The organism is Paenibacillus sp. XY044, assembly GCF_002257645.1.
Classification (GTDB): domain Bacteria; phylum Bacillota; class Bacilli; order Paenibacillales; family Paenibacillaceae; genus Paenibacillus_AQ.
Map to the genome: position 1 here is coordinate 26,551 of NZ_NQMO01000009.1, position 22,004 is coordinate 48,554.

The 22,004-nt window shown below is 56.3% G+C and carries 22 protein-coding genes; 1 reads left to right on the forward strand and 21 read right to left on the reverse strand.

What is annotated here, in order from left to right; genetic code table 11:
- Positions 1-6 precede the first annotated feature (6 nt).
- From CJP46_RS28285 to CJP46_RS28345, 13 genes are all read right to left on the reverse strand, one after another.
- A complete protein-coding gene (locus tag CJP46_RS28285; protein WP_094599202.1) occupies positions 7-1,620 on the reverse strand; it encodes a peptide ABC transporter substrate-binding protein in 1,614 nt (537 codons plus the stop codon).
- 202 nt (positions 1,621-1,822) lie between these two features.
- On the reverse strand, positions 1,823-2,863 hold the full coding sequence (locus CJP46_RS28290; RefSeq protein WP_094598987.1) for an ABC transporter ATP-binding protein: 1,041 nt from the start codon (positions 2,861-2,863) through the stop codon (positions 1,823-1,825).
- Between the two features lie 6 nt (positions 2,864-2,869).
- Complete coding sequence (locus tag CJP46_RS28295) at positions 2,870-3,787, reverse strand: ABC transporter permease (RefSeq protein ID WP_094598988.1); 918 nt, start codon at positions 3,785-3,787, stop codon at positions 2,870-2,872.
- A 3-nt stretch (positions 3,788-3,790) separates the two neighbouring features.
- Complete coding sequence (locus tag CJP46_RS28300) at positions 3,791-4,723, reverse strand: ABC transporter permease (protein WP_076168749.1); 933 nt, start codon at positions 4,721-4,723, stop codon at positions 3,791-3,793.
- A gap of 100 nt (positions 4,724-4,823) precedes the next feature.
- On the reverse strand, positions 4,824-5,648 hold the full coding sequence (locus CJP46_RS28305; protein ID WP_094598989.1) for a M55 family metallopeptidase: 825 nt from the start codon (positions 5,646-5,648) through the stop codon (positions 4,824-4,826).
- 315 nt (positions 5,649-5,963) lie between these two features.
- On the reverse strand, positions 5,964-6,296 hold the full coding sequence (locus CJP46_RS28310) for a DUF3870 domain-containing protein (protein WP_094598990.1): 333 nt from the start codon (positions 6,294-6,296) through the stop codon (positions 5,964-5,966).
- Between the two features lie 192 nt (positions 6,297-6,488).
- Positions 6,489-6,914 carry a DUF6220 domain-containing protein gene (locus CJP46_RS28315; protein ID WP_143813045.1) on the reverse strand — a complete coding sequence of 142 codons (426 nt, stop codon included), beginning with the start codon at positions 6,912-6,914 and terminating at the stop codon, positions 6,489-6,491.
- Positions 6,915-7,037: 123 nt separating this feature from the next.
- On the reverse strand, positions 7,038-7,559 hold the full coding sequence (locus tag CJP46_RS28320; RefSeq protein WP_094598992.1) for a hypothetical protein: 522 nt from the start codon (positions 7,557-7,559) through the stop codon (positions 7,038-7,040).
- 167 nt (positions 7,560-7,726) lie between these two features.
- On the reverse strand, positions 7,727-8,419 hold the full coding sequence (locus tag CJP46_RS28325; protein ID WP_094598993.1) for a response regulator transcription factor: 693 nt from the start codon (positions 8,417-8,419) through the stop codon (positions 7,727-7,729).
- Entirely contained in the window at positions 8,416-9,876 is a 1,461-nt protein-coding gene (locus tag CJP46_RS28330) for a sensor histidine kinase (RefSeq protein ID WP_094598994.1), read from the reverse strand. Before CJP46_RS28330 ends, CJP46_RS28325 begins: the two co-directional genes overlap by 4 nt.
- Before the next feature lie 12 nt (positions 9,877-9,888).
- Positions 9,889-10,632, reverse strand: a complete 744-nt coding sequence (locus tag CJP46_RS28335) for an ABC transporter permease (protein ID WP_094598995.1) — start codon at positions 10,630-10,632, stop codon at positions 9,889-9,891.
- Positions 10,613-11,455, reverse strand: coding sequence for an ABC transporter ATP-binding protein (locus CJP46_RS28340; protein ID WP_256992569.1), 843 nt, complete (start codon positions 11,453-11,455; stop codon positions 10,613-10,615). Before CJP46_RS28340 ends, CJP46_RS28335 begins: the two co-directional genes overlap by 20 nt.
- Positions 11,425-12,327 carry a hypothetical protein gene (locus CJP46_RS28345; protein WP_143813046.1) on the reverse strand — a complete coding sequence of 301 codons (903 nt, stop codon included), beginning with the start codon at positions 12,325-12,327 and terminating at the stop codon, positions 11,425-11,427. Before CJP46_RS28345 ends, CJP46_RS28340 begins: the two co-directional genes overlap by 31 nt.
- Before the next feature lie 306 nt (positions 12,328-12,633).
- Here CJP46_RS28345 and CJP46_RS28350 point away from each other — a divergent pair, with 306 nt between their 5' ends.
- Positions 12,634-13,569, forward strand: a complete 936-nt coding sequence (locus CJP46_RS28350; RefSeq protein ID WP_179281366.1) for a carbohydrate deacetylase — start codon at positions 12,634-12,636, stop codon at positions 13,567-13,569.
- A gap of 102 nt (positions 13,570-13,671) precedes the next feature.
- Here CJP46_RS28350 and CJP46_RS28355 read toward each other — a convergent pair whose 3' ends face one another.
- The 8 genes from CJP46_RS28355 to CJP46_RS28390 form a co-directional block, all read right to left on the reverse strand.
- Positions 13,672-16,011: a X2-like carbohydrate binding domain-containing protein gene (locus tag CJP46_RS28355; protein WP_094598998.1), complete on the reverse strand. Its 2,340-nt coding sequence runs from the start codon at positions 16,009-16,011 to the stop codon at positions 13,672-13,674.
- Between the two features lie 106 nt (positions 16,012-16,117).
- Positions 16,118-17,008: an AraC family transcriptional regulator gene (locus tag CJP46_RS28360; protein ID WP_179281367.1), complete on the reverse strand. Its 891-nt coding sequence runs from the start codon at positions 17,006-17,008 to the stop codon at positions 16,118-16,120.
- 200 nt (positions 17,009-17,208) lie between these two features.
- Entirely contained in the window at positions 17,209-18,549 is a 1,341-nt protein-coding gene (locus tag CJP46_RS28365) for an LLM class flavin-dependent oxidoreductase (RefSeq protein ID WP_094599000.1), read from the reverse strand.
- Complete coding sequence (locus CJP46_RS28370) at positions 18,546-19,091, reverse strand: OsmC family protein (RefSeq protein ID WP_094599001.1); 546 nt, start codon at positions 19,089-19,091, stop codon at positions 18,546-18,548. The genes CJP46_RS28365 and CJP46_RS28370 overlap by 4 nt, the downstream gene beginning before the upstream one ends.
- A gap of 262 nt (positions 19,092-19,353) precedes the next feature.
- Entirely contained in the window at positions 19,354-19,542 is a 189-nt protein-coding gene (locus CJP46_RS28375) for a hypothetical protein (RefSeq protein ID WP_094599002.1), read from the reverse strand.
- Positions 19,543-19,763: 221 nt separating this feature from the next.
- Positions 19,764-20,165, reverse strand: a complete 402-nt coding sequence (gene ndk / locus CJP46_RS28380) for a nucleoside-diphosphate kinase (RefSeq protein WP_094599003.1) — start codon at positions 20,163-20,165, stop codon at positions 19,764-19,766.
- Between the two features lie 64 nt (positions 20,166-20,229).
- Positions 20,230-21,354, reverse strand: coding sequence for a sensor histidine kinase (locus CJP46_RS28385; RefSeq protein ID WP_094599004.1), 1,125 nt, complete (start codon positions 21,352-21,354; stop codon positions 20,230-20,232).
- Positions 21,347-22,000 carry a response regulator transcription factor gene (locus CJP46_RS28390; RefSeq protein ID WP_094599005.1) on the reverse strand — a complete coding sequence of 218 codons (654 nt, stop codon included), beginning with the start codon at positions 21,998-22,000 and terminating at the stop codon, positions 21,347-21,349. Before CJP46_RS28390 ends, CJP46_RS28385 begins: the two co-directional genes overlap by 8 nt.
- Positions 22,001-22,004 lie beyond the last annotated feature (4 nt).

Genomic DNA, 22,004 nt, shown 5'->3' on the forward strand with positions numbered 1-22,004 from the left:
GCTCTCTCATTTCAGATCAGCCCACTTGAAGTCCATGTAGCCGTATGGATGGCGGACCACATCGACGAGCTTGTCGCTTTGCAGGAAGGCTGAATCGTAGAAGTACATCGGCATGATCGGAGCTTCGTCCATCAGGATTTTTTCGGCCTGGTGCATCAGGTCAAAGCGCTTCGCATCGTCCGTCTCTTGGTAAGCGGACTGAATCAGCTTGTCGTACTCGGCGTTGCTCCAGCCCGTACGGTTGTTCGGACTTTTGCTCTGGAAAATGTCCAGGAAGTTGATCGGATCGGCGAAATCCGGAAGCCAGGACGACCGGGAAAACTGCAGCTGAAGCTGCTTCTGCTCCGCGGTGAGGACTTTGCCTTCTTTGCCCGCGAGCTTGACGTCGACGCCCAGGTTGTCCTTGAACATCGCTTGCAGCGTTTCGGCGATTTTCTGATGCAGATCATTCGTATTGTAGGTCAGCGTCACTTCCGGCAGCGTGCTGTATCCCGCTTCCTTCATACCTTCCGCAAGAAGGCTCTTGGCCTGCGCCGCGTCAAACGTAATCAGGTCGCCGCCCACCTCGCGGAAATCGCGTCCGTCCGGCTCCTTGAGTCCATAGGATACGAGACCGCCGGCCGGTTTTTGCTTCTGCTTGACCACCAAGTCCACGATCTTCTGGCGGTCCACTGCTAGTGCGAAAGCTTTGCGGATTTTGGCGTTGTCAAACGGCTTCATGGTCGTGTTGAACCGGTAAAAATACGTGCCGGCCGAATCCTGAACGTTCACCTTGCCCTCCGAAAACAGCTGGTCGCTCATATCGGCGGGGACGCCGGCAATATGCAGCTCACCGCTTTGGTACAGCTGATATTCCGTGTTGGAATCGTTGATCATTTTGAACGTGACGCCGTCCAGCTTTACGTTCGCCGCGTCCCAATACTTATCGTTCTTCACCATTTTCAGTTCGGAATCGTGATTCCACTGGGAGATGCGGAACGGGCCGTTGCTAACGAACGTATCGGCTTCCGCCGTCCAGTTCGGATTGGACTCTACGGTCTTTTGCGGCACCGGGAAAAAGGCCGGATTCGCCAGCATGCTCAGCAGCCAGGGGGCCGGCTGGGCCAGCGTCACTTCCAGTGTTTTGTCGTCTGTGGCTTTGACCTGCACGTCATCGGCCGTCCCTTTGTCCGAGTTGAAGGCCTCCGCTCCTTTGAACACATAGGCCAACGTCGCGGCCGAAGAGGCCGTTTTCGGATCGAGCATTCTTTTCCAGGCAAACTCGAAATCGCTCGCCTTTAACGGCTCGCCATTGCTCCACTGCACGCCGTCGCGCAGCGTAAACGTGTACTTGAGTCCGTCATCCGACACCTTCCACTCGGACGCCATGGCCGGCTCCGGAGACTGGTCCTTGCCAAGCCGTGTCATTCCCTCCATCGCATTGTTCAAAATGTCATAGGAGACCTGATCGAAGCCGATCGGCGGATCGAGTGAAGTGGGCTCGCGGACGTTGTTGTACAGGAGAACTTTACTTCCGGTATCTCCTCCGCCGCTTGCTCCCTCGGTTCCGCCTCCGCATGCGGCCAGCAGCAGGCTGAGCAGCATGCACGTCAGCAGCGCCAGCATAAACCTTCTCTTCATAGCTTTGTTCACGACAGCCTTTTCCATGAGACCCTCTCCCTTAATCACGAATTGGTTGGTTGCGACAAATACAAGCTATTCCGTTATTCATGAGCTTGCGCTAATCAAGATGCTGATCTATGGTGAAGTCCCAGGGTCTGCAGAGCAAACCTGACGAAGGAACCTATCCCGCACAATGATATCACCATGCTTCCCGCACACCTTATCCCTGGCTGGCTGATGCGGTTTCGACCTCCGCCGGCCCTGAAGGCGGCATTCTCCTGGCCCGGGCATCCTGCAGCCAGCAAGCCACGGTGTGCTCCCCGTCCAGCTCCACGTTGTCCGGCGGGAACAGGCCGCATACCTCCATCGCGCGGGGGCACCGGGCGGCGAATGCGCAGCCCTTCGGAGGCGCGAACAGGTCCGGCGGCGTGCCCGGGATCGCCTCGAGCTTCGCCCCTTTCGGCCGGTCCAGGCGCGGGATGGAATCGAGCAGCCCCCGCGTATACGGATGCTGCGGATTCCAGAACAGCTCCTTGACCGGCGCGGATTCCACGACCTGCCCCGCATACATGACATTGACGCGGTCAGCGATGCTGGCCACGACACCGAGGTCGTGCGTAATCATGATCAGCGAAGCCTGGGTCGTGCGCTGCAGCATGCGGAACAGATCCAGAATTTGCGCCTGGATCGTGACGTCCAGCGCGGTCGTCGGTTCGTCCGCGATCAGGACAGCGGGACTGCAGATCGCCGCCATCGCGATCATGATCCGCTGCCTCATGCCTCCGCTGAATTGGTGCAAATGCTGCTTCAGCCGAAGCTCCGGATCACGGATGCCCACGAACTGCAGCATCTCGACCGCCCGCTTCCTCGCCTCCGTCCGGGACAGCCGCTGGTGGCGGATAACGCCTTCCATCAGCTGCTCCCCGATCGTCATCGTCGGGTTCAGCGCGGTCATCGCGTCCTGAAAGATGATCGCAATGTCCGAGCCGCGCAGTTCGCGCATCTGCTTTTCGCTTAAACGCGTCAGCTCGCGCCCGTTAAACCGGATGCTGCCATCAGTGATCCGTGAATTGTTCTTGGGCAAGAGGCGCATGATGCTGCGGGCGGTGACGCTTTTGCCGCAGCCGGATTCGCCGACGATCGCCAGCGTCTCTCCCCGGTGCAGACGGAGGCTCACGCCCCTGACGGCTTTCACCTCCCCGCCGTAGGTAGAGAACGAAACATGCAAATTGTCCACTTCAAGCAGCGCGTCGCTTTTCATCTTCCATTACCTCCTTTGCTTCGGATTAAAAGCGTTCAAAAGTCCGTCCCCCAGCAGGTTGAAGGCGAGCATCGTCACCGAAATGAAAAAGGCCGGGAAGAACAGCCGCCACCAGTTGCCGGACAGAATGGTCGGCAGGGCATCGTTCGCCATCGTTCCCCAGCTCGCCAGCGGCGGCTGGATGCCGAGACCAAGGAAGCTGAGAAAGGCTTCGGCGAAAATGGCCGACGGCACGGAAAACGTCACCTGCACGATAATGACCCCGACGGCGTTGGGAAGCATATGCCTGCGGATGATGTACCACGACCCGGCTCCCAAGGTCCGGGCGGCCAAGACGTACTCCGACGATTTCAGCTGAAGCACCTGCCCGCGGACAATCCGCGCCATCCCGATCCACCCCGTCGCCGTCAAAGCCAATATAATGGTCAGCAGCCCGGGGCCCATCACGACCATGAGCAGAATGACCACAAGCAAATAAGGAATGCCGTACAGCATATCGACGAAACGCATCATCGCGTTATCGACGCGTCCGCCGAAATATCCAGCGATGCCGCCGTAAATGATACCGATGAAAAAATCGATCAAAGCGGCGGCCAAACCGACCGTAAGCGAGATGCGCGAACCGTACAAAATCCGGGCGAAGACATCCCGCCCCAGGTCATCCGTTCCGAACCAGTGGCCGCCGGACGGAGGCTGGTTCGCGCTGAGCAGATTCTGGCCGGAATAGCTCTGATCCGTTACAAGCGGGCCAAACACGGCCAGCAGCGCCAGCAGCACAATCAGCACGAGCCCGCAGCAGGCCAGCTTGTTGCGGAGCAGGCTGCGGACGGCCTGCTGCCATAACGACTGGCGCGGCCGGACGATCCGCTCCTGTTCTCCGGCGGTTCTGTACATCGGGGTAAACAAATGGTCCGGTACCTGCATGCGTCAGGCCCCCTTTCTGTGCAGCTTGATGCGGGGATCGATGAACCCGTACACGATATCCACGATAAACATCATGAAGATGAGGAGCGCGCTGTAAAAGACCGTCGTGCCCATAATGACGGCGTAATCCCGGTTGTTGATGCCGTCCACGAAGTATTTCCCCATGCCGGGGATCGCGAAGATTTTCTCGATGACGAAGCTTCCCGTCAGCACGTTGGCCAGCAGCGCGCCGAGCAGCGTCACCACGGGCAGCACCGCATTGCGCAGCGCATGCTTGACGATCATCCTCGCCGGCGACAGCCCTTTCGAGCGTGCCGTCTCCATGTAGTCCTGGGTTAGCACCTCAATCAGATTGGCCCGGGTGAGGCGTGCAATCGTCGCGATGGGGCCGACCGACAGAGCGAAGGCCGGAAGAACCACATGCTTCCACGTTCCCCATGAAGCGACCGGCAGCAGTCCCCATTTGACGGCGACGTATTTGATCAGGAGCGGAGCGATAACGAAGCTCGGCACCGCGATGCCGATGACGGCCAGCACCATGGCAATATAGTCGATGATGCCGTTCTGCTTCAGGGCGGCCACCGTACCGAGTGCAATGCCGGCTGCAATAGCCAGCAGAATGGCCGCTGCGCCAAGCTGGAAGGATACCGGGAAGCCGCGGTCGATCATCGTGTTCACCGTTGTCGGGTAATGGGATATCGATGGCCCGAGATCGAAGGTCAGCAGCGACTTGAGATACAGCAAATACTGGACGCCCAGCGGCTTGTCCAGATGGTAGAACGACATCATGTTCTGCACGACCGCGGCGCTCGCTTCCTTCCCATCGCGGTCAAAAGGAGAGCCGGGAATCGAATGCATCAGGAAAAAGGTGACCGTGACGATCAGCCACAGCGTGACCAGCATGGATAAGAAACGCTTCAAAATGTATTGCGCCATAAATCTCACCCTCTCATACTCGGCATATGGTGCATTCTTTTGGACACTTCTTCCTCGAATAAACGTGGCAGCAAATTTCCGGAAAACAGGCAGCCTCCCGTCAGCAGAAGGATGTTCGCATGGCCAGTTCCGTCATGACCAGCATAGCCTGGTACGCTTCAAGAATATCTTTGGCCTGGAACGACACGACAGGCGATCCCTGTTCGATCGTGGTGCCCGGCATCAAATGGGCCCATTCCGCCTGCCCGTAATTCGCGAACTCGATCGTAAGTTGCGGGCGTTCCGGGGGAACAAGCGGCTTGACGCGGTCGCGTCCGGCAATGGCTTCGGCCATCTTCTGCCGGAGCAGCCGTCCGCTCTTCTCCGGAGACAGGCACAGCGCCGACGTGCGGGAAATACGCTCCTTGACGATCGCCGTCGTCACGCCGGGCAGCAGACTTTCGGCCTCGATGGCCGTTTCATCGTCCCCGGCCACCATCAGAATCGGCACGCCGTAATATCCCGCCACGTATGCGTTAAATCCCAATTCACCGACGGAGACATCGTTGATATACATGTTCCGGACGCCGAAAATCATCGTATGGCTGAGGACGCCCTTTCGGGCCGCCATCGCATGATAGCCGAGAAAGACAGCTCCAGCAAAGCTTCCATCGAGCCCCTGCACCATCGAGAACGGTTTGACGTCGCCGGAAATCAGTTTGCTGTCCGGGTGGAGATTTTCGATGATCAGGTTGTTCATTTTGGAGTGGCTGTCGTTGACGATCACCTCGCTGAAGCCTTCTTCAAAAGCGGTTTCGATGACGTGATTCGCCTCAGCCGTCATGATATGCTGGCCCCGGGTATAGTTGTAGCGGCTGGAATCGACGAATGTCGCGTCCACCAGGCCGGTAATGCCCTCCATATCAATGGATATGTACAATTTCATGCTCAAGTCCCTCCGATTTGCGATATTTGGGTATAAGAAAAACGTCTATCGACGTACCTTCAAAGAAGACAGACCGCGTTTAAAGGTAATTTTTCTTGCAATATCAGGAAGCTATGGCTCTGGAGTTTATACTTTCTGATATTATAAAAAAAACCCGGCAAACGTCATATGCCTGCGCTGCCCGGGCGTGCATATGTCATTTGCTGGGTTTTATTTACGCGTATGTCGCCATACTGATAAACAAAGCAGCGGTATGCATTTGGTGGATCACGAAAAAACGGCTTTAAACGGTGCCGTATGATGGCTGCTCATGAATCATGCGATAGTTTCCCGCGACGAAAGCGCCGATTTGTACTTTTTCTGCGCATCCTTGAACGCCACGATGATCGCCTTCTGCGAAGAGCCGTAATACCTTGTCCGGATCTCTTCCGCCACCGGCTCTAGGGAGAGCATGCTCTTCCCGAGAAAGATGGAGCGCACAAATTGCGATGTGAGAGGAATCGTGGAAGAACAAGCGGCATCCACGATTTTGTGGCTGACGGTGTCCACGACCAGTCCGATAAAAAAAGCGCTGTACTGCTGGGTAATCGGATTATTCACCGAGGTCTGTGCGTCGCCGACGATGTAGATCGTGTCTTTGTCGTACAATTCCGCATCCCCTGTCTCCTCGCTTCTCCTGATGAACCCATAGGGATGTTCGATGGGCGGCATCGGACGACCTATAAGCCGAAAGGACAAGCCTATTTGTTATTTATTCTAACAAGGGGTCTGCGATTTTGTAAATACAAAGTTCATGCAAGCGCTTAATATTTTTCTTCACGTTAGAAAACATAACATAAACTAACCCTTCATATCTCCGGACTCTGACGCACTGGTCTTCCCGGCTCGGTTCGTGCCCAGCAGCCAAGGCCAGGAACGTCTCGTCAAATGCACCGATAACCCGAACAACAGCAGCGCATCCACCGCATGAAGCGCACGCAGCGAACCCGTCACATTTTGAATGGTGATGTGCTGCATCGCAGTCAAGGCGAACAGTGCGAGCGGCCACCATCTTAGACTGCCCCGGATTGGTCCTGCAAAAGACAGCAGAAACATCACGACCGGGACGAACTCGAAGACGTTCGCGAAGACACGATGCAGCCGCAAATCGTCGGGATCCACCAAAATGCCGAGGCCGGCGAAAAACACCTGCAGAACAATGCACACGAGATAACCTGCGGCCAACAATCCGTAGATCCACCTCACGGTTCGTGTACGGATTGACACTGGCGCACCTCCCGTAGCCCCTGAGCTGAACTTTCGCCCAGGCTTCGATTCAGAGCCGATTCCTATTGCTTTATTTTTCCCCTGCTTTTCGTTACTGCTGCCCATGTTTAACGCTCCCTTCCGTTATTTAGTGTTGGGCCGTGCTTTGCCCCGCTTAGCTCCCCACGGTTTGAAGACCGAAATGACAAATACCCCTGCCAGCGAAACGATCTGGAGAATGATCCCGACCCACAGTTGTACATTGTTCACCGTGAATTCCGAGCTGAGGACGCCCTGCACCCCCGGCACAGAAACGTAATGGACCGCTTGCAGCGTCCAGTAATACATGCCGACGGGTCCGAGGATGACCAGTAGCAGCGTCAGGATTTCCTTGACGATGATCCAGTAATATTCGAACAATCCCCATGGCGTCCACACCGACAGTAGGATGCCGGTCACCAGCGTTGCGATCGTGGACACGCGGACCGTCTTTTCGGACAGCATGTGCATGATGATGTAACAGGCGCGAAATACGCCTTCATCTTCCGTGACGGCTGCCGTGATACTCAGAAACAGGAAAATGACAGCCGTGCCCAGCATGATTGCCGAGAACAGCAAATGGAGGATCAGCAGCCATTTCCGCTGCTTCACCGTCATTTTTTTCATCCGATTCACCTCCTTCTTCAGCATAAAGCCCGTTTCTAAACCGGCTCTAAAACGAATCTTAAAAAAGTATAAAAAACACGCTCCGGCCTCAAAGCGACAGAACCGCAAAAAGACCTTTACCGACAGTAAAGGCCTACCCAAACGCTCCATGATGACCGCGTCTTCATCTATACATTAAAGCGGTAACCTACACCCCAAATCGTCTCGATATACTGCGGCTTGGAGGGGTTCGCTTCGATTTTCTCCCTTAATTTGCTGATATACACCGTGACGGTCGCGTTATCCCCCAAAGAATCCAGCCCCCAGATCCGTTCGAACAGCTCGTCTTTGCTGAACACCCGGTTCGGATGCGTGCACATGAACAGCAGCAGGTCATACTCTTTGGAGGTCAGGAGCACCTCCTGTTCATTCACGAACACTTTGCGGGACAGTTGGTCAATGCGGATTCCCCGCAGGCGCAGCTCGCTTTTCGGCTCTCTCCGGTGATCCGACGTTAACCGGTCATAGCGGGACAAATGCGCTTTAACGCGCGCCACAAGCTCGCCGACGCTGAAGGGCTTGGTGATATAATCGTCCGCGCCGAGGCCGAGTCCCCGGATTTTATCGATGTCCTCCTTGCGGGCGGTCACCATCAGGATCGGAATGTTCCTTGCTTCGCGGACCTGGCGGCAGATTTCGAATCCGTCCACTTTCGGCAGCATCAGATCGAGGATGATCAAATCGTACTCCTCTTCCAGCGCCATCTTCATGCCGGTATCCCCGCTTACCGCGATGTCGACGGCATAGCCGCCCGCCTCCAAGTAATCCTTTTCCACTTCCGCAATGACCTGTTCATCTTCAATGATCAAAATGCGCTTCATGCCCGCTCACCGCCATCCCTTGTCTTTGGCAACGCAAAATAAATGGTGGTTCCTTCGCCGGTCCGGCTATCCGCCCAGACCCTGCCTCCTTGTTCCTCGATCATTTGCTTGACGATCGCAAGCCCGAGGCCGCTTCCTCCGGTATCCGTATTTCGCGACGGCTCGGCGCGGTAGAACCGGTCAAAAATATGCGGCAGCGCTGCTTCTTCTATCCCGGAGCCGTTATCCTTCATCCCGATCACGGCCTCATCCGGCCCGTCGATCAGTTCCACAGACAATTCCTTGTCCGCCTTATCCAAATACTTCAGGCTGTTATCGACAATATTCATGATCACTCTCCGCAGCTTCTCCCGGTCCGCCATCACCTGAACGGATCCGCTTTCTGGAAGTTCACACGCGATCTTCACGCCGGACATCCGGGGATCGAGCTGCAGCTCCTGAACGCAGTCCGTGACATACCCTTTCAGATCGGTAGGCTCCATATGAAAAGGCAGCTTCTTCAGATCCAGCTTCGAGAACAGCAACAGCTCTTCAATCAGACGGTCCATATCTTCCGTTTTTTTCGCAATCATGCCCATATACTTCTCCCTCATCGCGTCGGAATCGGCAATGCCGTCCTGAATGCCCTCCACGCAAGCCTTAATGCCTGTAATCGGCGTCTTCAAGTCATGGGATATGCTCGCGATGAGCTCCTTGCGGTTATCCTCGTACTGCAGCTGAAGGCGGATCGATTCGTTCAGGCGGCTCCGCATTTCTTCAAACGCTTCCCCCAGCTCCCCGATCTCATCCTTGCGCTTCAGCGCGATTTCGTGGCTCAGATCCCCGTCTTTGATCTGCTCTGCGGCATGCTTTAATGCATACAGCGGCTTAATCAGGCTGCGGGAGACCAGAAATGTCAGAATCCCATTGGTCAACCCGATGACCAGAAGCAGGGATAACATCATGAGCGGGAAAAATTTTTTGGCTTCCGCGAAAAATGCACTCATATCCGTCAAGACGTAGACCGCTCCCGTATGCTGGCCGCTGAAGGACACATCGAATTTCTCTACGGAGAACCGGCCGCTTCCTTTCGCTCCCCAGCGATGCCAGGACATCGCCGGCTGCCACTTCTGGATTTCCTTCTCCACATCGACGCCGCGGAGCAGATCCGAAGAATACGTGATTCGGCCATCTTCCGTTACGACGATCCCCGCGTCCAATCGGGTCAGCTGTTCGTCCGTTTTGGCCACAAAAGCGGGATCGGCGAACCGTTCGGGTTCGGTCTGGATCATAAATTTGAGACCCGCGGTCATTTCGCCGCGGCGGCTCGCCGTCTCCCAGATGGCGGGGGTTCCCCGGCCCTCCCCGATGTTTTTGAACAATACGGTATACAGCCCTCCGGCAATAACAGCAAATAACACGACGGGGATGAAGGTCATCGCAATATAAGAAAGCAGAAGTCTTGTTTTGATGGACATGGGCCAATCTCCTTAGAGCTGTTTTCTAGCGAACATTATAAGTCCCGCCGCATAAGCCATTATAATATAAGACAGCAGCAGGAGAAACGTATTGAGCAGCGTTCCTGCCGGTGCCCCGCTGCCGGTCCACAGCACATCCCAACGCGTATAGGAAAAGACAGACCAGACGGACAACTGCGGCAGCAGCAGCGGCAGTGCTTTGGCAGCGGCATAGATCAGCACGATGGTCATTAAAGCGCTGGTTCCGGATGAGAACAGCTGCGCAATGAATACGCACACCAGGCCGATGGCGAGCATCGGCACAAAGGAAGCGGCGTATGCCTTAAAGCTGTCCGCCGTGCCGACCGCGGGTCCCCCGACCGCCCAAGCCGATACGGTTGAAGCGATCCAAAGCACGCCAAGGCATAGGGCAACAAACACCGCGATGGCGATCACTTTGGATGCATACGCCCGGGCACGCGTAATGGGCCGCAGCAGAACCAGCTTCATCGTGCGGGCCGCCACCTCTCCGGAGAACGAGTGGGCCGCCGTGGCCGCCATATAGAGCGGAATGATCGCAAAGGTGAACAAGTGAAGCATGGTCACCGGTAGGCTTCCCTCCAGTCCAAACAGCATGCCTGCCCTCATCTTCAGAAGACTGGACAGCAACACGGTAACGACTGGAAGGATCAAAGCCAACAGCAGGAATCCCTTCGTCCGGCGCTGACGCCAGAGCTTCTCCGATTCATTCAGCAGATTAGCGTATAAGCTGTGCATCCCGCTCCCCCTCCTTATCCTCTGCAATTTTAAAGGTTACGTATTGTTCCAGCGTCAGACCTGCCCCGGTCCATTCGTCCTCGCTTCCCAGGCTGATCAGATGGCCGTCCCGCATCACGCCGACACGGTCCGCGATCAAGCTCAGATCGTGGATCAGATGGCTGGAAATGAGGAAGGTGATCCCTTGGTCTGCCAGCTGCCGGACCGTGGCGCGAAAATCGGCCATCCCCTCGATATCCAGACCGTTTGTCGGTTCGTCCAGCAGCACCAGCCGCGGAGCCGACAGCAGCGCTGACGCCAGGCCCAGCCGCTGCTTCATTCCCAGCGAGAAGCCGCGCACCCGTTCGTGGCGGTATGGCATGAGACCGACTTGCTCCAATACTTCGTCAATCCGGTCCGCAGGCAGATCCTTGTAGAACCGTGCCGACAACTTCAAATTATCCCGGGCGCTCATATATTCATAGGCTTCCGGGGTTTCAATGATACATCCGATATGGCTGATGGCCTGTTCAAAGTGCTCCGCGATATCTTGCCCCATGATGCGGGCCTTTCCCCGATCGGGCCGGATTAAACCCGTTATGATTTTGAGCACCGTCGTCTTGCCCGCGCCGTTGGGCCCGATGAATCCGAAGACTTCGCCCTCCATGGCGGTAAACGACACGTCCTTGACCCCGCGGTTGTTACGATACAGCTTGGTGATTCCTTCCACTTCAAGTACGCTGTTCATGCGTTCAAACCCTCCTTCTAAAAAAGAGGGCAGCCGGACCTCGTCCAGCCCGGCCGCCTTCGTGCTTAGTGATGTTTCCAGCCGTTTCTTTCCCATTGGTTTTCGACCTGCTCGGTCTGTTTCCCCGCGAGATCGACCCGGTCCGGCGTCGTTGCGTTATATCCCGAGAACCCGGCGTTCAGTTGGAAGGTGAGCACATGCGCTGCTCCTGCCGCATCTTTGCCCGTAAACCGGATTTCCGCCGATTGATTTTCAAGGGCGGCGTTTTTGCCGATTTTGGCATCCAAATCGACCTGCTCCACCTTGATCTCATCTGTCAGCTTCGGCAGATTCACCTTCCAGTCCGCTTTTCCGGCCGGCAGATGTCCCTGAAACTCTGCACCGTGATTCCACCCATCCGCGTTCCCGGCCTTGGAAGCGATAAGCGAGCCTACGGCATTCACCACAGCCGGAATCTGGCTGCCTGACAAATGGAGCTCCGCCTCCTGCGTACCGTCACTGCCTGTTTCCACCGTCGCCAAGTCCTTGATGTTCCCCATCAGCGCTTCGATCACCTGCTCTGCGGCCTGCGGCATGCGGGCCGCTTTACCGTCATGCTGCCACTGGGGTGCTTGGTCCATGACCTGGTATACGGCCGAATCACCGCTTTTCCATATCATCTTGCCGTCCTGACTATAGCTCTGCACGGTATGACTCTGCGTACCGTCGTCCACCGCCGCCGTCATGCTCATCGCCTGCTTGGCCTGATTGACCTTCATGTCCGCCGTACCGGACAATACCTTCGTTCCGTTGTCGCTTAAACTCCAAACGACATGGGAAGCCACGCTGTCAGCGCCCTGCGTATGTGTAAACGCTGATTTGTACGCCTCGTATCCGGATGTGTTCGCCATGACGGAATACCCGCTCGCGAACAGCATGACCGCACCCAACCCGACAACCGCTCCTGCAGACAACCATTTTTTTCTCATCGTATCCTCCATTGTTTCGTGAATTTGAAAGCCCGGGTCCCGGGATGGCAGCTGCCGTCCGCCTTCGCAGCGGACTCGCCCTGGCCCTCTAATCACCATCTTATCCCCCGTCTCTAAAACGCCTCTAAACCAATTCTAAAAAAAGTATAAAAATGTACGATCAACGGCTGTCCGGTCCATCACGATCCGGGAAAACCGTTCCCGGCTGGGCATCCGTACGTTTCCAATCCCCTTGGTGCGGCAATAAACTATACCATCGGTTTTCTATGACCGGATCCTATGAAACGATGGAGGGAATGCGCTGCGATGAACCGGCAAGTCATTATCAATGCGGACGATTTTGGCCTGTCGCCTGCCGTTAACCGCGGCATTATTGAGGCATACTTGGCCGGTGGGATCACCAGCACCTCAATGATGGTCAATATGCCCGGTTTAGCAGACACCGTGAATGCAGCGCGATCGCTGCCCGGTCTCGGCGTTGGTCTGCATTTTAACCTGACTTACGGACGTCCTTTGTCGGATCCGGCTGCCGTCCCTTCGCTGGTAAGAGAAGACGGGATATTCCTCGATGGAAAAATCAGGCGTATCCGAAATGCCTCCGATGTTGCTGCCGAGCTGGATGCCCAGTGGAACCGGTTTTTGGAGACGTCCCTGGTCCCCACACACCTGGATTCGCATCAGCTGCTGCACCAAGACGACCCCGTAATCTATCAAGTGATGGCCGAGCTGGCTTGCAGGCACCGGATCCCGCTCCGAAGATCACAGATTGAACATTCCCTTCCTCCCAATCCTACCCTGAAAATGACGGACTGGGTCCTCCTTGACACCTACGGCGACAGCGATGGCCTGCAGCGGCTGCTGCACTATGTACGCTCCGCTCCTGATGGAATTACCGAGATAATGTGCCATCCCGGTTACGTGGATGACGTGCTCCGGGGCATGTCCGAATGGACAGAGATCCGGGAGCGCGAGCTGCGGGTTTTTACGAATCCCGAAATTACCCGGACGATGCAAGCATGTTTGATCGAACCGGTAAACTTTAACGCGCTGAAAGAACTTCCTGTTCCATCCGAAAGCGGAATCCCGCCCCCTGGCCCGTTATTCAAACCTGCCGCCACGCGCACTCGTTCCTTTAAGAAGGGGAGATCGCGTTCTTCCATTACGCGAACCGGCAGACACGCAAACCCTAAGCGCCGGCGCAGACGTTCCGGATCCCTTTCCGGGAAGTCTATCCTGCTATAACATGCCGAAAGCCCTCCGTGTGGAGGGCTTTCGCAGCGTTTTTAAATTGTATAGGGATGTACATAAAAGTCAGCAGGTATTTCCTGCATTCCTTGGAACGACTCAAGGCTGCGGGTGGACGTCCACCGTCACAAACGCATCGTTTCCTGCGCTGAAGGTCAGCCTGAGCGGCTGCGGCCCGTCAGGAAGCCGCGACAGATAAGCCTTGTGCAGCACGACTGCCGATCCTTCAAGCGTATAATCTGTTCCTTCTCGCAGCTCACCGGATTCATCCCGGACCGATACCAGCTGGTTGCCGTTCAGGCTCAGCTGTATCCCAACCTGGTCGCCGCCCCGAACGTAAGCCGCCGTCGCTGCCGATACGGCTGACTGGGCCGGAGGCAGGCCGGATGCCTGAAGCCCCATCTCGCCGAATGGAATGCCTTTAAGCTCCGGGATCCGGCTGAGCACCTCGGCATTCCGGCTCAGCTGCAGCCCGTCTGACGTCCCATCAACACGAACCAGGTCGCTCAGTTTGCCGACAGTGATGTTGTTTTCGAACGTTCCCAATTCCATGTTCTGCTCAACCTCACCCGTGATCGGCCCGCTGTTCACGAATAGGTTATCCTTGACCACGTTCCGCTTCGGAAGGAGCGGCTCGTCATTCAGGATGTCCGGAAGCGTCGGGTAGCGTTTGCTCCAAATCTCGCCCTGATAAGGAACTTGATCGAATTTGCCCATCAGCGAGTCGTAATTCTTTTCTCCCGGCTTATAGTTCCGCGCCATAAATGCAATCGCATTTCCGGCATTGACGACAAGGTTGTTTTCAACGACGTTTTCCCGCCCATTGGCCAGCTTGAACGCCTGTTTGCCGATATCGGCGATGACGTTGCCGCGCATCTCCACCCCGCTCAAATAGTCGTCCAGATAAATGGCCGCGGTGGACACCCGCAGATTGCTTGCCTTGATGTCGTGAATGTAATTGTAATTGATGACATTGCCGCGCCACACAAAGCTTCTGCCCGAGTAGATGGCTGAGGCATCGGCCGTTTCTTTGACCACGTCGTAAATATCGTTGTACGCAATCGTATGATCGTTCCCCCTGAACTGAATGGCAAAATGGGGCGCATTGTGCATCTTGTTATGCGTCGCGCGGTTGCCGACGCCGTTGATTTCCACGGCCGAAGCGTACGTCAATTTGATCCGCGCATAGTTGCTGATGTCATTGTTGTCCGCGTAATTTCCAGCGGCCGTCAACGTGGCGGCGTCTCCCCCGTTCAGGGACACGCCCCCGTTCCCCATGCTGTAAATACTGCAGCCGGATACGCCGTTGTTTTGTCCGCCGTCGATTTTGACCGCATAGCCGCCCATTTTGCTGATCTCCATATGGGAGATGAGGTTGTTGTCGCCTCCGGTCATCGTGACCGCATTGCCCCGGCTCACTTCCATGGCCATGCCGCTAAACGTTACGTTCGATACATGATCCATCCGGATCATGTCCTGCGTGAACGCGGACAGCTGGATTGTGGTGCTCTGCAGCGGGGCTGGCGGATACAGATACAGCATACCGTTCTCCCGGTTCAAGTACCATTCGCCCGGACGGTCGAGCTCTTCGAGGACGTTGTAGAAATAGAAACGCTGCCCGGCTTTCATCGCATAGCTGCTGCCCTTGAAGGTTTCGATTCGCTTCTGAGCCTGGTCGATCGACTTGATCTGCAGGTCATTGGTGAACCAGTCGTTCCCCCAATAACCGAGCATCCAGGCATCCCGGAACGACTGCCAGGCATGCGGCATCTCATCCTTGAACGTAAAGGTGTAGCCTTTGCCGGCCGCTTCATCCGCTTTGTCCACGACCTGATCCACCGTGGTAAAGCCCGCATTCGGCCACCGCGCCAGCGTCATGGCGTTGCCGTCCACCCATAATTCCGGGGCGACGGCCAAATTGTTGCCCAGTTCGCCGTAGTCCGTAATGCCAAGGGACCTCAGGTCCAGCTGTACGACTTTGCCCCGGCCCTCCAATGGAATCCGTCCCAGCACCTCGGGATCGGATACCGTGCGGAACTGCGACGGTTTCAGCGTATCTCCGCCGACGAGGCTCACCTTCTCGCCATTGTAGGCCTGGTACGTAATCGGTCCCTCCACCGTGCCCGAATCTTGTTCGTTCAGCTCGAACGTCCGGTTGAGACGATATTCGCCGCCGCGGATCAGGACGGAAGCCCCGCCATCGGGGAGCGTATGATCCCGGATCATCCCGCGGATGCCGTCCCTGGCTTTTTCCAATGTCGCAAACGGCCTCTGCTTTGATCCGTCATTGGCATCGCTGCCGTTCTTGGCCACATACAGCGTGGCCGGGGGATTCGAAGGAGCAGGCGCAGCCGCCGTATGTACAGCAGGCACAGACAAACCGCTGCCGAGCATCACCCCAATCGCCATCATCACTTTCAAACCGGCGACCATTCTCATGAATTCCACCTCACATTCGCTCAGGTTCCGCCGAAGACCGGCGGTTCCCCCATCATACAGCGCTTGCGAAGCGGCCCGAAAGGGATCATCCTAACCTGAATTGTTCTCAAACAAACGAGTTGGTATGAACAGCGTCGATCGGTTCATCGAGCGGTACGTCAAGCGGGCCGTTCATCTGCAGGTTCCGGTATTCGGTAGGGGACGCGCCGTACTTTTTCTTAAAGGCAGCGGAGAAATGGGACAAATCCTTAAAGCCGCTTAGACCGGCGATTTCGGTAATCGCCAAGTCCGGCGTGCCCAGCAGCTGCTGCGCATGCTCCAGCCTGCGCTCCTGAATATAACGCATCGGGGTCATGCCCAGGTGCCGTTTAAACATCCGGATAAAATAGTTGGGGTGGAAATGCGCCTGTCGGGACAGCTCGTCGATCGTAAGATCCCCGGACAGATGCAGGTCGATGAAATGGAGCGTCTCCATCAGTTCCTTGGGTGAGACGGGAACGGGTTTCGCCCGCGGAAACCGCATGGCGCGTTCGATAAAAAGGGCGATGATCGACAGCAGAGCGGATTGAATTCGGAGTGGGCCTGCGGGTCCCGAATTCGCCCGGTGCTCCACCAGCTCTTGAAATCGGCTGCCCAGGTCGGCGGAATCCCCTGCCCAAACGACATGCGGAAGGCCATACAAATAGAACAGACGCCTTAAAGGGACATTGGACCGAAAATGGCACCAATACTTTGTGTATGGCGGCCCGGCGGTCACGGAATACGATTGTTCCAATCCTCCCGGAATCAGCACCAGCTCTCCCGGCTTGGGCCGAAGCTGCTTGCGGCCGACCTGCAGCCATCCTTCCCCGTCGCATATGTAATACAGCTTGTCGTAGGCGGGGGTAAAACGGTGCCGCCGCCACCCGTCATGGCAGACGGACCTCTTGGCAAGGAGCAGCTGAACGCGCAGCTGGGCCATCTGCCGGCTCATGAATTGCTGGTGAATCGGATCCATATGCATCCCCCTCCATCGATTGATGTGTTTGTATAAAGCATAAACCCGCTTCAAAGGACGATACAGGTGTTTTGTTATGGATTTGAAGGAACGGCAAAAAAGGAGAAGAAATGATCTTCTTCTCCTGATCGCAGCTGCGCTCGTCTGATCGTACTATGTCTGTTCAGATGCAGTACGATGCCAGCCGATGCCAATGACGCCTAAGCTTCATGGACGGCCTGGGCCCGGCCTTGATCCGTGTATCGGTTTGCCGGAACCGGAAGCCCAAGGTTCCCGCGCAGCGTGTCGCTTTCGTATTCTGTCCGGTACAAGCCCCTCGCTTGAAGGATCGGCACCACGAGATCCACGAAATCCGCCAAACCGTTCGGCACCACGGTCCGGACATTGAAGCCGTCGGCCGCGCCCTCTTCAAACCATTCCTGGATCAGGTCGGCGACCTTTTCCGGCGTTCCGATAAACGAGGTGCGCGGGGTCGAAGCCCGCAGCGCCACTTCCCGCAGCGTGAGCCCCTGCTTCCTGGCTTCCTGCTTGATTTTATCCGTCGTGCTGCGGAAGCTGTTGCTGCCCAAATCGCCGATGTCCGGGAACGGCTCGTCCAGGGGGAATGACGAAAAGTCGAAATGGTCGAAATAGCGCCCCAAATAATTCAGCGCCTGATCGATCGAAACGAGCTCCGCAATCTCGCGGTATTTCCGCTCCGCTTCCTCCTCGGTGCGGCCGACGATGGGGCCGATTCCCGGGAAGATCAGCAGCTCATCCGGCTTTCGGCCGTACGAAGCGGCTCGCGCTTTGACGTCCTGGTAGAAGGCTCTTGCCTCCTCCAGCGTCTCGTGCGCGGTATAAATCGCGTCCGCGGTGCGGGCCGCCAAATCCCTGCCGGATTCGGAAGCTCCGGCTTGAAAGATGACCGGATGCCCCTGCTTCGACCGCGCGATGTTGAGCGGCCCCTGCACAGAGAAGTGCTTGCCTTGATGGTGCAGCGTATGCAGCTTGGACGGGTCGAAAAATACCCCTGCTTCTTTATCCCCGACAAACGCATCGTCTTCCCACGAATCCCACAGCCCTTTGACGATCTCCACATGTTCCTCGGCGATTTCGTACCGCAGGGAATGGTGAGGGTGCTCTCCCTTGCCGAAATTGAGCGCGGAACCTTCCAGCGGCGAGGTGACCACGTTCCATCCCGATCTGCCCCCGCTTAATTTATCGATGGAAGCGAACTGCCTGGCCACGGTAAACGGCTCGCTGTAGGAAGTGGACAGCGTGGCCACGAGGCCGATGTTCGTCGTGACGGCAGACAGGGCGGACAGCAGGGTGAGCGGCTCGAACCGGTTCAGAAAATGAGGGTTGGACTTCTCGTTAATGTACAAACCGTCCGCGATAAACAGCAAATCAAACTTCCCCTCTTGCGCCTTCAGTGCCTGCTGCTTGTAAAACTCCAGGCTTACGCTCGCATCGTTAGGAATGGCGGGATGCCTCCAAAACGAAATGCTGTTCCCGACACCATTGAGATTCGCACCCAGCTTTAATTGCCTTCTGGTCATCGTACAGCCTCCTCCGGCCGGCTGAGGACCAGCTCGCCCTCAATCGCCTGGGGATCGCGAAGCAGATTGAAGATCGGGCAGACCCGTTCGACGGCTTCGTGCAGAGCCTGCAGCGTCTCTTCGCTTTCGTCCGATTCAATCAGCAGCCGGTAGCGGATGTCATGCGGGTAGATGGGAATATGCTCGTATCCGGGCCGTCCCGCCAGTGGATGCATCTGCGCCTCCACTTCGACTTCCAGGCTGTGCAGGGAAACTTCGCGTTCCGCTGCTTGAATGAGCGTAATATGCGTCAAGCAGCTGCCGAGCACCCCTAGCTGAAGCTCAGGCGACGAGGGCCCCAGATCATAGCCGGCGAAATCCGGCGGACTGTCGCTGATCACCCGGTAATCCCGGATCCGGATTTCCCGCACCCCGCTTCTTCCTTGGGCCGACACTTTGGCGCGCAGCGTGTTGACGGCCTGTGTCGGCTCCGCTTCAGCCTTCGCCCGCCGGAGCAGCAGCGCATTTCTTTTTTGCTTCAAATATTCATTCAGGTCAGCCATATTGGTCTTCGCCTCCCACAGGTTTTTTCCGCCATGCCATCAGCGAAATTTTCAATAAATCCTATAAGAAAAGTAGTAATTATAAATATAGGGGAACCTTGGCGGCTTGTGTAATAGAAAAATCCAATACGGGAATGCAATATTTGAATAAAACTAAAAAAGGCCGCCGAAGACGACGACCTAAAACACATATTCAACCTAATGGAAAAAAGCTTAATCGAAAAAATAAATTCCTCTTAGTCGTTCACCCGCCCTGCTCAGCCTAAAGCGCATATTCCCTTAACAGTTTTTCCGTCGTCTTGGTTTCCAGCTTCTCCTCAATATCGGCTTGCTTCGCCTTCCAGCAGGCCAGGCACTTCTCTTCGGTCGTGCACTCGTAGGCTTCCGGACAGGTATAGCAGTAATGGATCATAAACGTCGTCAGGTCGCGGAGTCGATTGTTCTCGTTCATCACCGTTCACCTCTTCTCGTTATAGAACTACTAATGCAGGTCATGATGCCATGTTGTGAAACAGTTCACATCATTGGGCGGGAGAAGCCGCCACCCCGGCGGTTTGTCACTTTTAAACCTACGCTTCCGGACTATTCATTGGCTTTCCCTGCAACTTCATTATAAATCCGAAGGTACGCCGAAACTGTGACCTATATTACACTTTTGGCTGCGAGCTCCTTTTATTCGAAAAATAACCGGATTTCCCTGCGCGCATGCTCCGGCGAATCGGATCCGTGGATGACGTTCTCTTCCACTTCCAGCCCGTAATCGCCGCGGATCGTTCCGGGAGGCGCCTCTGCCGGATTGGTGGGGCCGATGAGGGACCGCGCGTTGGCCACCGCTTCCTTCCCCTCCACGATCATGGCAAAGACCGGTCCGGACGTAATGTAACGGATCAGTTCTTCAAAGAACGGCTTGTCCTGAAGATGGCCGTAATGCACGCGCGCCGTTTCCGGGGAAATTTCCATCCGCTCGCCACGCAGCAGGCGGAGTCCCTTTTTCTCAAAACGGCTGACGATTTCGCCGACCAGCCCCCGCCGAACGCCGTCGGGTTTAATCATGACGAATGCTTTTTCGCTCATCGTTGTCATCTCCTCTTCTTGCCCCCATCTTACGGGTTAAGCCAGAAAAAAGAAGTGAGCTTTCTCACAGTTTCGCCGTTGATTTCGGCAGCGTCAACGTCACCGATGTTCCGCTTCCCGGCGCGGAGTCGATCCGGAGACGGCCGCCGGCAATCCGGGCCCGCTCCGCCATGCTGAAGCGCCCTACCCCTTGGGTTGGCAGGGAAGGCTCAAAACCAGCCCCCTGGTCGCGGATGCGCGCGACAACCTCCTCTTCCTGCTCCCGGATCTCCACTTCCGCCTCGGAAACGTCCGCATACTTGGCGATATTGGTCAGCGCCTCCTGGATCACCCGGTAGATCACGGTTTCCCTCTGGATATCCAGACGCTTCCGCAAATTGCACTCGAACGCCACCTTGATCCCATAATGGGAAGCATAGTTCTCGATATAGGTCCGGATGGCGGGGACGATGCCAAGGTCATCCAAAACCGACGGCCGCAGCTCCCATGCGAGACCCCGGACTTCCTCGATGACCCCCGCGACATGCTCGCGGATGCCGCGAAGCTCTTCCTTCTCGGGCTCGGGGGCGGCAATGGCACGGTCCAGCTGGATCAGCAGGGAGAATAAGCTTTGCCCAATGCCGTCATGAAGTTCGCGCGAAAATTTGCGCCGCTCCTCTTCCTGAATGGACATGACCTTGGCCAGCGTCTCCTGCAGTTCTTCCTCCACCCTTTTCAGGCGGGTGACTTCGTTGCGGATGGCCAAATATTGATAGGGCTTGCCATCCTCCCCGACGAACGGGACGATCGTCGTGTTCACCCAATAATAGGTGCCGTCCTTGGCCCGGTTTCGGATATCCCCGGTCCAGATCCGCCCGGAGGAAATGGTGCTCCACAAGTCGCGCATAAATGATTTGGAATGCGTTCCCGAGTTGATGATCCGGTGGTCTTGGCCCAAGAGCTCGGAGCGGTCGTATTTCGAGATTTTGCAAAATTTATCGTTGACGTATTGGATCTTCCCCCGGCGGTCGGTTACCGCTACGATCGAAGACTCGTCCAAGGCGAATTTGACGTCAGCCAGCTGTTTGAGCGATTCCCGCAAATCCGTGCGGAACCGGGAATCCGGGAGCTGCTCGTCGAGTTGCGACAGGAGTGACTCGACATGCTCGGCAATGATCTTCTTACCGGGTTCGGGTTGACTTTTACTCAAATTGCAGCAGCCCCTTCTTCATAGCGTATTTGATCAGCTCCGGCCGGGTTTTCAGCCCCAGCTTCTCCATCAGGTTGCTCTTATGCGTTTCGACGGTCTTGACGCTGATCACGAGCTGTTCGGCGATTTCCTTGTTGGCATAACCCATGGCGGTCAGCGACAAAACCTCCTTCTCGCGTTCCGAAAGGCTGTCGAACAGATCCGTGCTCTCGCCCCTGCGCATCTGCTCCACATATTCGTTCATCAGCCGCTTCGTCGCCGTCGGATACAAATAGGCGTCGCCCCCGGCAACCGTGCGGATTGCGGTAAGCAATTCTTCATGGGGCGCACTTTTGAGTACATAACCCGCTGCGCCTGCGTGGATCGCCCGGAACAAATATTCGTCGTCGTCATGCATGGTCAGAATCAGGACCGCCACGCCCGGCAGCTGTTCCTTCAGCTCGGTCGCCGCCGTTAATCCATCCTTCCCGTGAGGCATGCTTAAGTCCATCAGAACAACGTCAGGCTGATGCTCGAGCGCCATCCGGATGCCTTCGTCCCCCTCGGACGCTTCGGCCGCAACCTCGATATCGGGCGCCGCGCTCAGCAGCATCCGCAGTCCGGACCGGACCATGGCGTGGTCGTCTACAATGATAATGTTGATCATGGCG